This window comes from Pedobacter immunditicola, assembly GCF_037482985.1.
Lineage (GTDB): Bacteria > Bacteroidota > Bacteroidia > Sphingobacteriales > Sphingobacteriaceae > Pedobacter > Pedobacter immunditicola.
Genome location: NZ_JBBHKC010000003.1, coordinates 179,994 through 192,056, shown reverse-complemented (window position 1 = coordinate 192,056; position 12,063 = coordinate 179,994). Strand labels below are relative to the sequence as shown.

Sequence of the window (12,063 nt, the reverse complement as noted above, 5' to 3'; positions counted from 1 at the left end):
TGATCAGCAAAAGCCAATGGTAGAATAAGCTAAGGCTTGATAAACCCTTGGTTCGGCGTTGCTAGGGCCTTCGCAGGGCTAACTGCCCTACCAAGGCCCTAGCAACGCCCTAGCTACGCCCTGTCAACACCCTAATAACTTGTTTCGTACTATAATGGTGATATGACATTGCCATAAAACAATGTATAATCCCTGAATTGCAATTTATACACAAAAAAAAGACAACCGAGGTTGTCTTTTTTTTGTTGATGAGCGAACCCATCATAAGCGTCAATAGCTTCATCACCATTAAATCACTGCTTTTCTGATTTTAATCAGTTTTTCCAGAAGTTCTTCGAGGTGATCAAGATGAAGCATGTTAGCACCATCAGATTTCGCATTGGCAGGATCAGGATGAGTTTCAATAAATAAACCATCGGCACCCACTGCAATAGCCGCTTTCGCGATCGTACCAATCAGCTCAGGCTTACCGCCTGTTACCCCACTGCTTTGATTGGGTTGCTGCAAAGAATGCGTGCAATCCATCACCACCGGAACATTGAAACTTTGCATTTCAGGCAGTCCGCGGTAATCCACTATCAGGTCCTGGTAACCGAAAGTGTTACCCCTGTCGGTTAACACTACCCTGTTGTTACCAGCTTCAATAATTTTTTCTACAGCAAACTTCATGGATCCTGCAGAAAGGAACTGGCCTTTTTTAACGTTCACCACTTTTCCGGTTTGTGCGGCCGCAATCAGTAAATCTGTTTGTCGGCATAAAAAAGCTGGAATCTGTAAAACATCCACATAGGCTGCCGCCATCGCCGCTTCAGCACTTTCATGGATGTCAGTGACGGTCGGTACGTCAAAGGTGTGGCCTACTTTCTCCAAAATCTTTAATGCTTTTTCATCACCAATTCCGGTAAAGGAACTGCCTTTAGAGCGGTTGGCTTTACGGTAAGATCCTTTAAAAATAAAAGGAATCTCTAATTTATTGGTAATGTTTACAATTTTATCTGCAATACGCATCGCCATTTCCTCACTTTCGATGGCACATGGGCCGGCCATCAGAAAAAAGTTGTCACTATGGGTATGCTTTAATTTATCGATATCAAAATTGATCATTGGGCTGTTCTAATTTAACGCTTTGTATTAATTACCAAGTTCGGACATGAATTTAATTCTCATCAACTGAATCTCTTCACGGGTATAGTCCGTTTCTCCGAGATCTTTCAATGCCGCATCTATAGAATCATTCTGTGCCGCACGGAAATAATCAAAAACTTCGTCCTGACGATCTTCATCGATCATCTCATCTACAAAATAATTCAGGTTCAACTTGGTGCCTGAGTTCACAATGGCCTCAATTTCTTTCAGAATATCAAAATAGGTGATGCCTTTTGCTTTGGCAATGTCTTCCAGGCCAATTTGCCGGTCCACGTTCTGTATAATAGAAACCTTAAGCTGCGATTTATTGGCCTGTGTTTTAATGATCAGGTCAACCGGACGCTCAATATCATTGTCGTCCACATACTTCTTGATCAGGTCAATAAAAGGAGCACCGAATTTAAAGGCTTTACCATTACCGACACCAGAGATCTGTTTAAGCTCTTCCATCGTAACCGGATAATGCGTACACATCTCTTCCAGAGAAGGATCCTGAAAAACCACAAAAGGAGGAACATTCTTTTGCTTGGCAATTTTCTTGGTAAGGTCTTTCAGCAACGTTAATAACTGCGCATCCAATGCCCCAGAACCATGTTTCACATCGTCTTCGTCATCATCCGGCGCAGCCTCAATAGGATCATTGAGCACAAATTTCAAGCTATAAGGATTTTCAATAAAATCGCGCCCGGAATTCGTTAAGTACAGTAAACCGTAATTATCGATATCCTTGGCCAGGAAATTATTCAATACCGCTTGCCGGATCAGGGATTTCCAAAGGTTCTCCCCTTCAATTTTACCCAAGCCATACTCCATTAACTTAGCATGTTCGTAAGCAATGGTCTGGGCAGTTTCAGACCCCATTAAAATGTTCAGGATGTGGGTATCATCAAATCGCTCGCCGATATTTTTAATCAGCGTAAGCAATGCTTTAAGCTGTTCTTCAGCATCAAAGTTTTTCTTCGGTTTTCTGCAATTGTCGCACATACAGTTACAACCGGTCTCATTAAAGTTCTCGCCAAAATAATGCAGGATTTGTTTTCTGCGACATACGCCTGATTCGGCATAATCGATCACTTCCTTAAGAATCTGGGTGCCGATTTCTCTTTCGGCAACGGGTTTATCCTTCATGAATTTAGCGAGCTTATCTACATCTTTCTGTGCATAAAAAGCTAAACAAATGCCCTCGCCCCCATCTCTTCCAGCTCTACCTGTTTCCTGGTAGTAACCTTCCATACTTTTAGGGATATCATGGTGGATCACGAAGCGCACATCAGGCTTATCGATACCCATACCAAAAGCAATAGTGGCCACAATAACCTGTGCATCTTCCATCAGGAACTGATCCTGGGTTTCTGCTCTTACTTTTGGCTCTAATCCGGCATGGTAAGGCAGGGCCTTTATACCATTTAAATTCAGGCTTTCAGCTACTTCTTCCACCTTTTTACGGCTCAGACAATAAATGATACCCGATTTACCCGTATTCTGTTTAATATACCTGATGATTTCTTTTATGACATCCCTTTTAGGGCGGATTTCATAAAATAAGTTTGGCCTGTTAAAAGAAGATTTAAATAAGGTAGCTTCCATCATCTGCAAGTTCTTAATGATATCCTGCTGTACTTTCGGCGTTGCTGTGGCAGTTAAGGCTATTATAGGGATATCTTCACCTAGACCACTAATTACCTGTCTTATTTTCCGGTATTCCGGTCTGAAATCATGGCCCCATTCTGAAATACAATGTGCCTCGTCTACCGCTACGAAGGAAATTTTTATTAATTTAAAGAAATCAATATTATCCTGTTTAGAAAGCGATTCTGGTGCAACGTATAGAAGTTTGGTTTGTCCACTTAACAAATCACTTTTAACCTGTGCTATATCAGTTTTATTCAATGAAGAGTTTAGAAAATGTGCGATGCTATCATTTCCTCCAAATGCCCTTAATTGATCTACCTGATTTTTCATCAATGCAATAAGGGGAGAAATAACGATTGCAGTACCCTCGCTCATGAGTGCAGGTAATTGGTAGCAAATTGATTTACCTCCTCCTGTAGGCATGATTACAAACGTGTTCTTTCTTTCAAGAACGTTGGTGATGATAGACTCCTGATCACCTTTAAAATTATCAAAACCAAAAAAGTTTTGTAAGTTGTCAAACAACGACTTTTTCACATCCATTTTGTGTATAAAATATTCCGTGCTATTATTAGTTCAAAATAACATAATTTTGATGTAATTAAAGCATCAAGATACTAATTAATTCTGTTTGAAAAGTAAAAAATCAATTTTGGAGGCAGGCATTAATACCTTAGCCTTAGAATCAGAAGCCATTTTAGGCTTAATAAAGTGTATTAACGAAGACTTTGTAACGGCTGTGAACTTGATTGTAAAGAGTGAGGGCCGGGTGGTAGTTACCGGTATTGGTAAGAGTGCCATTATTGCTCAAAAAATCGTAGCTACCTTAAACTCAACGGGTACGCCGGCCGTATTTATGCATGCTGCAGATGCTGTTCACGGTGACCTGGGGATGATTCAACGAAAGGATACCATTATCTGTATTTCCAAAAGCGGCAACACACCTGAAATAAAGGTGCTGGCGCCACTGCTTAAGCAATCAGGCAATACATTAATTGGAATGGTTGGCGAAATGAATTCCACGCTGGCCCATCATGCAGATCTCATTCTGGACACTACTGTTGAGAAAGAAGCTTGTCCGCATAACCTGGCGCCCACTACGAGCACAACAGCACAGTTAGCCATGGGTGATGCCCTGGCTGTAGCTTTACTTCACGCGCGAGATTTCAAAAAAGATGATTTTGCAAAATACCATCCCGGCGGTTCTCTGGGGAAGAAGCTGTACTTAAAGGTTTGCGACCTGGCAGTAAAAAACGAAAAACCGCAGATTTATGCCAATGCCCCTATCAAGGATGTGATTATAGAAATTAGTCAAAACCGTTTGGGTGTAGTCGTGGTGATTGATAGCGAACAGATCCTGGGCATAATAACTGATGGTGATATTAGACGAATGTTGGAAAAACATACTAATTTAGCAGATATTAAGGCGAAAGACATCATGAATATACATCCGAAGAAAATTGATGAGAGTGATTTAGCGATAAATGCACTTGAAATCATTAAACAAAATAACATTACTCAGTTATTAGTGACTAAAGGAGAACAGTATTTCGGCATCATACATTTACACGACCTTCTTCAGGAAGGTATCATTTAAACCTCTTTACGACAAGCATGAACAAGAACAATTATGCGTTAATTATGGCTGGCGGCATCGGAAGCCGCTTTTGGCCAGTAAGCAGAACGGAATTCCCTAAGCAATTTATTGACTTTTTTGGTACAGGAAAAACGCTTATTCAAAGCACTTACGACCGCTTTCTAAAGATTTGTCCGCCGGAAAATATCTTTATCGTTACTAACGAATTGTATACCTCCATTATTAAGGAGCAATTACCGGGCATCCAGGACAACCAGATTCTTGCTGAGCCGATCATGCGCAATACTGCACCTTGTGTAGCTTACGGATCGATGAAAATTGCAGAGCTTAACCCTGACGCTACTATTGTTGTTGCTCCATCAGATCATACCATTGCCGACCAGGATAAATTTATTGCTGCAATTGAACAATCCTTAGCAGCAGCAGCCAACAATGATTGCTTAATTACCTTAGGCATACAGCCTAGCAGACCTGACACTGGTTACGGTTATATCCAGTACACTGATACTTTATTGCCTTCTGATCCGGATTTACGTAAAGTTAAGCTTTTTACAGAAAAACCTAACATTGAACTGGCTAAGTCATTTTTACAAAGCGGGGACTTTTTATGGAATGCGGGCATCTTTATCTGGTCCGCAAAAGCCATTAACAAGGCTTTTGAAAAGCATTTACCAGAAATGCATGATATTTTTCTGTCAGGACAATCAGCTTACAATACCCCTAATGAAGCGGCTTTCATCAGTAATGCTTACCAACAATGTACTAATATTTCTATAGATTTTGCGATCATGGAAAAAGCAGACAATGTATACGTGTTGCCTGCAGAATTTGGCTGGTCTGATTTGGGTACCTGGGCTTCTATTTATGAAATGGCAGAAAAGGATTATGTGGGTAATGCCGTGATTCCTGCTGACCGGGTAATGATGTTTAATTCATCTAACTGTATGGTTAATGTACCAGAAGGTAAGTTGGTGATATTGCAAGGATTACACGATTATATTGTTGTAGAATCGAACAACATATTGATGATTTGTCCGAGAAGTGAAGAGCAAAGTGTGAAACAAATTGTAGCCGATATAAAATCGAAACATGGTACTAAATTTATTTAGATAACCTGATCACCCTACAAAAAAGCGGCAGCTGTTAAAATGAAATTAACAGCTGCCGCTTTTTTTTATGCAACCTGAACCACCAATTGATGGCCTTTATTTAGACAAGACATTATTCTTTTGCCTGATGGCTTCATACAGAATAATACCTGTTGAAACGGAAACGTTCAGCGAGCCAATTTCTCCGAACATTGGAATTTTAGCCAAATGATTGGCCATTCTCATAATTTCATTAGAAACACCCTCATCTTCAGCGCCCATTACAATTGCTGTTGGTACCGTGTAATCTGGCACATAAATCAGATCATTTGTTTTTTCTGTACAAGCAACAATCTGTAGTCCGCATTCCTGTAAGAAAATAGCTGCTTTATGCAGGTTGGGATGACGGCAAACAGGTATATTAAATAGCGCACCAGCGGAAGTTTTTATAGCATCTGCATTGATTTGTGCTGAATTTTTTGTGGGAACTAAAATAGCATGGACACCGGCACATTCTGCTGTTCTGGCAATAGCCCCCATGTTTCTCACATCTGTGATGCCGTCGAGAATTAATACCAGCGGCGTTTCACCTTTTTCATAGATAGCAGGAATGATATCTTCAATTTTTTGGAAGGTGATGGAAGAAATAACAGCTAAAACACCCTGGTGATTTTTTTGAGTCATCCTGTTCAGTTTTTCCACCGGAACGGTATGAATTGGTGCTTCAATTTCTTTCAACAGCGGCTTTAGCTCTGAAATCACCTCACCGGAAAGCCCCCTTTGAATGTATATACTCTCTATATCTTTACCAGCTTTAATTGCCTCAATAACAGCACGTATACCGAATATAAACTCATTATTTTCTTTAGGTCTTCCAGACCTTCTAAAATTTTCCATACTTATTTTATAATGCGCAAAAATAGCCTAAATAAAAATATTTACAGCATAAATATTTATCACCATTATGTTCAAAAACAATTCAGAATGGAACGGTTATTTTGTCTAATTTTGCTTCCATGAGTATTGAGACAACGGGGCAGGAAAAATCTAATTACACAGCCAGAAAAAACAGAATAACAAATCCAGTGAGCGGCATGGGCAGAATCCCACCGCAGGCCATAGACTTAGAAGAAGCTGTTTTAGGTGCGTTAATGTTAGAAAAAGATGCCCTTTCTACTGTTATCGATATTTTAAAACCTGAAGTTTTTTACCACGAAGCCCATAAAAAAATCTTTGAGGCCATTGGTATTTTATTCCAGAAATCGAAGCCTGTTGATATCTTAACGGTTACTTCTGAGTTGAGGACACTCGGCTTCCTGGAAATGGTAGGCGGTGCTTATTACATCACAAATTTAACCAACCGGGTAGCATCAGCTGCCAACATTGAATACCATGCCCGGATCATTTCTCAAAAATATATCCAAAGAGAACTGATCAGGATCTCCTCAGAAATTATTCAGAACGCTTATGAGGATACGACAGATATCTTTGACCTGTTAGATCATGCAGAAAAGAATTTGTTTGACATTGCCCAGAACAATTTGCGTAGAGATACGCAGAAAATGGACGAAATCATCAAGCAGTCTTTAGCAACCCTTGAGGAATTAAGAACCAAAACGGATGGCTTAACCGGAGTTCCATCAGGCTTCACTGACCTGGACAGGATTACCGGTGGCTGGCAAAAATCAGATTTAGTCATCATCGCTGCACGCCCCGCCATGGGTAAAACAGCATTCGTTTTAACCTGTGCTAGAAATGCTGCCGTGGATTTCCAGAAGCCAGTAGTGGTGTTTTCCCTGGAGATGTCATCTGTGCAGTTAGTGAATCGTTTAATATCAGGAGAAACAGAAATTGAGCAGGAAAAAATCAGGAAAGGAAATCTTGCAGAATGGGAATGGCAACAATTGCACAGTAAAATTGGCCGCCTTACCGAGGCTCCGCTACTGATCGACGATACGCCCGCGTTGAATATATTCGAGTTTAGAGCAAAATGCAGGAGGTTGAAGTCACAATATGACATCCAGATGGTCATCATCGATTACCTGCAGCTGATGCATGGTAAAGGTGAAGGCGGTGGTGGTAACCGTGAACAGGAAATTGGTAGTATTTCAAGGGCACTGAAATCTGTTGCTAAAGAGCTGAATGTACCTGTATTGGCCCTTTCGCAGTTAAGTCGTGCTGTGGAAAACAGACCTGGCCAAAATGGTAAAAGACCTTTACTATCGGATTTAAGGGAATCGGGTTCCATTGAGCAGGATGCGGATATGGTTTTATTCCTATACCGTCCTGAATACTATGGAATTACTGAAGATGAACAAGGACGTTCGCAGGCAGGTATCGGAGAGGTAATCATTGCAAAACACCGTAACGGTGAAACGGGTATTGTACCACTAAGATTTATTGGTAAATATGTAAAGTTTGCCGATCTGGAAGAAAACTTTATGCCGCAGAACAGTTTTGCTATGGATCCTGGTGCGGGTATCCTTCCCTCGCCTGAATTTGACCGCCCTGCAGGAAACGTCATCATCAAACCTTCCAGAATGGATGATATGATGGATGACGATGCACCATTCTAATCTTGGGTGATTATTTAAATAAAACAACCCAACAAAATACCTGCGATGACCAGTACCGGCGGACTGACCCTTGTATAATTAAGGAGGAGGAAGGTGATGACCATAATCAAAATGGAGAGGTAGTTAAGCCCCATAGGCTTAAGCAACAATATAAATGCGGCAATAATAAAGCCGACACTGACAGCATTGATTCCCGCCAGCGAATGCTTGATCCTGGTGATCTTTTTCAAATCATCCCAGAAGGGAACGATAAAAAGCACCAGGATCAAGCCTGGCAAGTTAATCCCTAATATAGCTACAATACCCCCGGTAATCTGACCAAACACGTCATAGCCAAAGTTTTTCATGCTTAATGCCCCGATATAACTGGTAAAAGAAAAAGTGGGCCCCGGCAATGCCTGCTGTAAGGCAAATCCTGATAAAAAGCCGGAAGCATCCAGGTAATTTTTCATTTCCACAAACTCCGTAAACATTAAAGGCACCAGTACTTGTCCGCCGCCAAAAATGAAAATACCGTTCCTGTAGAAGTTTTCAAACAACCTGATCGGCAAACTAAATGGCGAGGTGGTGTTAATGATGGCACCTAGTAGCGCCAGAACGAGTAACACACCTATATAGTAACTTAATTTGCGGGGATTGATATTGGAAAAGAGTTTGACCCTGATCTCTGTCTCTTCTTTTGGCGTATCAATAGCCGAAGAAACAATACCCCCTATCAAAATCGCCAAGGGAAACACATAGGCATTACGTAACACTAAAGTAGCGACTACAGATGAAATGGCCAGCATAATAGCTAACTGAGAAACCAGTACTTTCTTTGACAAAGTAAAGGCACCATAAGCAACAATTCCAAGTGCAATAGGCTGTATAAATTTGAGGATATCGGTGAAACGGTCCTTTTGATCAAACCATGAATAACTGATGGCAGCAAAGGTCATTACGGCCGCAGAGGGCAGAATCCAGATCAGAAAGGTGATGACGGAAAGCTTTAGCCCACCCACCTTATAAGCAATCCCTACAAGGGTTTGCGTAGAAGCTGGCCCGGGTAAAATTTGTGCAAGTGCATTTAATTCCAGCAGATCAGCTTCAGTAACAAAGCGGGTGTTTTTAACGAAATATTTTAACAAAAGTCCGATATGGGCCTGGGCACCACCAAAGGCTGTGAATGTATACAGTAATACATTTTTAATAAACAGCAGTTGCTTCTTTTCCAAGGTGCCAGCGCTTAGTCATCTTCATAATCCAGCCCCATTGCTGAATTATAAGCACCCTGTAATTCAGAAAAGGCGTGGTTATCACGCTTATTTCTGGCTACCGCCATCCCCTTCTGGTAAGTTTCAACTGCTTTTTCAAGCGCCTGGTTTTTTTCATATAATTTACCTAAATGATAATAGGTACCCACGTAATCCGGATGGTCCTTGATCAGCAGATGATAATAATGAAATGCCTGTTCAGTGTTGTTCAAGCTGTTATATTCAGTAGCCAGTGCGTAAATAACAAAAGGATCGTTAGGATCACTTTTTAAAAATTCCAATAACGTGATTAATCGGGTACTTTGCATTTTAAATCCCTGCTTTTTTAATTAGATTTGCAAAAAGACAATTTTTATGAAAATATTAGTTTGTATCAGTAATGTGCCCGACACGACAACAAAAATAACTTTTACTAACGATAATACACAATTCAATACATCAGGCGTACAATATATTGTAAACCCTTATGATGAAATTGCCTTATCGAAAGCTATTGAGTTATGTGAAGGAGGAAAAGGAACGGTAACGGTTTTAAATGTTGGAGAAAGCAACACCGACCCCACCATCAGAAAAGCTTTGGCAATAGGTGCTGACGATGCCGTTAGGATCAATGCCGCTCCCCGTGATGCTTATTTCACGGCATATCAGATTGCGGAGTATGCTAAGAACAATAATTTCGATATGATTTTATGCGGACGTGAATCAATTGATTACAATGGTGCACAGGTTCCGGCCATGGTAGGAGAACTTTTAACTATTCCTTCCATTTCTATCATTAAAAAATTGGATTATGATGGAACTACAGCTACCTTAGAACGTGAAATCGAGGGTGGTAAAGAAGTGATCTCAGTAAATGGAATGTTTATTGCGAGTTGTGCTGAAGGCGTGGCAGAAGCAAAAATCCCAAACATGAGAGGAATTATGTCAGCCAGAACAAAACCCCTTATCGTTGTTGATGCTGTAGCCGTTGAAGAGCTTGGTAAGATCGTTAAGTTTGAGACGCCGGCTCCAAGAGGAAGCGTTAAACTGGTACCTGCAGATGACGCAGCTAAATTAATTGACTTGTTACACTCGGAAGCAAAAGTGATCTAATCAGTCCTTGCTCAATAAATCATTATTTAAAAAGATATTATGTCAGTTTTAGTCTATATAGAACAAGCCGATGGCAAATTTAAGAAATCAGGGTTTGAAGCCGTTTCTTACGCGAAAGCTATTGCAGATGCACAAGGAACGCAGTTAACCGCAATTTCTATCGGTAATGTGAGTGAAGATGAACTTAAAGAATTAGGTAAATATGGTGCTTCAAAAGTTTTAAACGTTACTTCAGAACAGTTAAAGGGCTTTGTTAACCAGGCCTATGCCTCGGTTATTGCAGAAGCGGCTAATAAGGAAGATGCAAAGATTATCGTTTTATCTAACTCTTTCTCAGGAAAAGGTTTAGCACCACGAATTGGAGTAAAACTTCAGGCAGGATTGATTGATGGGGCAGTTGAACTCCCTCAAACTGAAGGTGGAAAATTTCTTGTTAAAAAGACTGCTTTCTCCGGAAAAGCTTTTGCCGTTACAGAATTGACTTCCGAAAAGAAAGTAATTGCGCTGAACCCTAACGCGTTTGGTGTAAAAGAATCACCTGTTGATGCAGTTATTGAAACATTTTCTCCGGAAATTAAACAAACTGACTTAGCTGAAATTGTTAAAGAAATTGTAAGAGCTACAGATAAAGTATCTTTGCCAGATGCGGAAAGGGTAGTTTCTGCAGGAAGAGGATTGAAAGGACCGGAAAATTGGGGAATGATTGAAGAGCTTGCTGACCTGTTAGGTGCTGCTACGGCTTGTTCTAAACCAGTATCTGATGCCGGCTGGAGACCACATGAAGAACATGTTGGACAAACTGGTATAACTGTGAGTCCAAATTTGTATATTGCTATTGGCATTTCAGGTGCCATACAGCATTTAGCTGGTATCAGTTCATCAAAGGTTATTGTAGCTATAAATAAAGATCCGGAAGCGCCCTTCTTTAAAGTGGCAGATTATGGGATTGTAGGCGATGCCTTTGAAGTAGTACCTAAATTAATAGAGGCTTTAAAAGCACATAGAGGATAAAAATATAAGGCAGGCTAAAGTCTGCCTTGTATTCTTTAATATGAAAAAAGTAAAACTTGACATCGTAGGATTATCCTACAGCCAAACACAATCCGGCGCTTATGCCCTGGTATTGGGAGAAGTTAATGGAAGAAGACGACTTCCTATTATCATAGGTGCGTTCGAAGCACAGGCCATCGCTATTGAAATCGAAAAGATGACGCCAAGCAGGCCGTTAACACATGATCTGTTCAAATCTTTTGCACAGGCCTATAATATTCAAATCCAGGAAATTTTAATCTACAACCTGGTTGATGGTGTTTTCTTTGCAAAATTGATTTGTACAGATGGCCAAAATACCCGTGAAATTGATGCAAGGACTTCTGATGCGATCGCATTAGCCGTCCGTTTTAAGGCAGCAATTTACACCTACGAATTCATCATTTCTTCTGCAGGAATTGTAATTGAGGGAAACGATTTACTTTTCCTTGAAAACATGGACACGATGGCAAAAGAAAAGGGATCGGAAGACATATCCACCTCTATACCAGGTACAAATTACAAGTCTTTAAGTGTTGAGGAACTGCAGGCCAAACTCCAGGAAGCAATTGCAGAGGAGGCTTATGAAAAAGCGGCCCGCATCAGAGATGAGCTTAATAAAAGGAATTCCATATAAACCAGATTTATAA

Annotated in this window: 11 protein-coding genes; 6 read left to right on the top strand and 5 right to left on the bottom strand. The window is 40.5% G+C overall.

What is annotated here, in order from left to right:
• Window positions 1-288: 288 nt before the first annotated feature.
• Together kdsA and recQ are read right to left on the bottom strand one after the other, a co-directional pair.
• The gene (kdsA, locus tag WG905_RS05850) at window positions 289-1,104 is read right to left on the bottom strand and encodes a 3-deoxy-8-phosphooctulonate synthase (protein WP_339590775.1); all 816 of its coding nucleotides are present in this window, start codon (window positions 1,102-1,104) and stop codon (window positions 289-291) included.
• 27 nt (window positions 1,105-1,131) lie between these two features.
• On the bottom strand, window positions 1,132-3,321 hold the full coding sequence (gene recQ / locus WG905_RS05845) for a DNA helicase RecQ (RefSeq protein ID WP_339590774.1): 2,190 nt from the start codon (window positions 3,319-3,321) through the stop codon (window positions 1,132-1,134).
• A gap of 88 nt (window positions 3,322-3,409) precedes the next feature.
• Here recQ and WG905_RS05840 point away from each other — a divergent pair, with 88 nt between their 5' ends.
• Together WG905_RS05840 and WG905_RS05835 are read left to right on the top strand one after the other, a co-directional pair.
• Entirely contained in the window at window positions 3,410-4,375 is a 966-nt protein-coding gene (locus tag WG905_RS05840) for a KpsF/GutQ family sugar-phosphate isomerase (protein WP_339590773.1), read from the top strand.
• Between the two features lie 17 nt (window positions 4,376-4,392).
• The gene (locus WG905_RS05835) at window positions 4,393-5,484 is read left to right on the top strand and encodes a mannose-1-phosphate guanylyltransferase (RefSeq protein WP_339590772.1); all 1,092 of its coding nucleotides are present in this window, start codon (window positions 4,393-4,395) and stop codon (window positions 5,482-5,484) included.
• Between the two features lie 96 nt (window positions 5,485-5,580).
• Here WG905_RS05835 and rlmB read toward each other — a convergent pair whose 3' ends face one another.
• Entirely contained in the window at window positions 5,581-6,360 is a 780-nt protein-coding gene (gene rlmB / locus WG905_RS05830) for a 23S rRNA (guanosine(2251)-2'-O)-methyltransferase RlmB (protein WP_339590771.1), read from the bottom strand.
• A gap of 119 nt (window positions 6,361-6,479) precedes the next feature.
• Between rlmB and dnaB the strand changes: the two genes are divergently transcribed.
• Window positions 6,480-8,039: a replicative DNA helicase gene (dnaB, locus tag WG905_RS05825; RefSeq protein WP_339590770.1), complete on the top strand. Its 1,560-nt coding sequence runs from the start codon at window positions 6,480-6,482 to the stop codon at window positions 8,037-8,039.
• A gap of 14 nt (window positions 8,040-8,053) precedes the next feature.
• On the opposite strand, the gene chrA is transcribed toward dnaB, so the two are convergent.
• Window positions 8,054-9,253: a chromate efflux transporter gene (gene chrA / locus WG905_RS05820; protein ID WP_339590769.1), complete on the bottom strand. Its 1,200-nt coding sequence runs from the start codon at window positions 9,251-9,253 to the stop codon at window positions 8,054-8,056.
• A gap of 11 nt (window positions 9,254-9,264) precedes the next feature.
• Window positions 9,265-9,600: a tetratricopeptide repeat protein gene (locus tag WG905_RS05815; RefSeq protein WP_339590768.1), complete on the bottom strand. Its 336-nt coding sequence runs from the start codon at window positions 9,598-9,600 to the stop codon at window positions 9,265-9,267.
• Between the two features lie 46 nt (window positions 9,601-9,646).
• Between WG905_RS05815 and WG905_RS05810 the strand changes: the two genes are divergently transcribed.
• Genes WG905_RS05810 through WG905_RS05800 form a run of 3 tightly spaced genes read left to right on the top strand, consistent with a single transcriptional unit; the run spans window position 9,647 to window position 12,050 of the window.
• Complete coding sequence (locus tag WG905_RS05810) at window positions 9,647-10,384, top strand: electron transfer flavoprotein subunit beta/FixA family protein (protein WP_339590767.1); 738 nt, start codon at window positions 9,647-9,649, stop codon at window positions 10,382-10,384.
• Window positions 10,385-10,423: 39 nt separating this feature from the next.
• On the top strand, window positions 10,424-11,395 hold the full coding sequence (locus tag WG905_RS05805) for an electron transfer flavoprotein subunit alpha/FixB family protein (RefSeq protein WP_339590766.1): 972 nt from the start codon (window positions 10,424-10,426) through the stop codon (window positions 11,393-11,395).
• Window positions 11,396-11,435: 40 nt separating this feature from the next.
• Window positions 11,436-12,050, top strand: coding sequence for a bifunctional nuclease family protein (locus WG905_RS05800; protein ID WP_339590765.1), 615 nt, complete (start codon window positions 11,436-11,438; stop codon window positions 12,048-12,050).
• Window positions 12,051-12,063 lie beyond the last annotated feature (13 nt).

Excerpts from the sequence above, each read along its gene's own strand:
- kdsA (WP_339590775.1), bottom strand. The coding sequence starts at position 1,104 with ATGATCAATTTTGATATCGATAAATTAAAGCATACCCATAGTGACAAC.
- recQ (WP_339590774.1), bottom strand. The coding sequence starts at position 3,321 with ATGGATGTGAAAAAGTCGTTGTTTGACAACTTACAAAACTTTTTTGGT.
- WG905_RS05835 (WP_339590772.1), top strand. The coding sequence starts at position 4,393 with ATGAACAAGAACAATTATGCGTTAATTATGGCTGGCGGCATCGGAAGC.
- rlmB (WP_339590771.1), bottom strand. The coding sequence starts at position 6,360 with ATGGAAAATTTTAGAAGGTCTGGAAGACCTAAAGAAAATAATGAGTTT.
- dnaB (WP_339590770.1), top strand. The coding sequence starts at position 6,480 with ATGAGTATTGAGACAACGGGGCAGGAAAAATCTAATTACACAGCCAGA.
- WG905_RS05815 (WP_339590768.1), bottom strand. The coding sequence starts at position 9,600 with ATGCAAAGTACCCGATTAATCACGTTATTGGAATTTTTAAAAAGTGAT.
- WG905_RS05810 (WP_339590767.1), top strand. The coding sequence starts at position 9,647 with ATGAAAATATTAGTTTGTATCAGTAATGTGCCCGACACGACAACAAAA.
- WG905_RS05805 (WP_339590766.1), top strand. The coding sequence starts at position 10,424 with ATGTCAGTTTTAGTCTATATAGAACAAGCCGATGGCAAATTTAAGAAA.
- WG905_RS05800 (WP_339590765.1), top strand. The coding sequence starts at position 11,436 with ATGAAAAAAGTAAAACTTGACATCGTAGGATTATCCTACAGCCAAACA.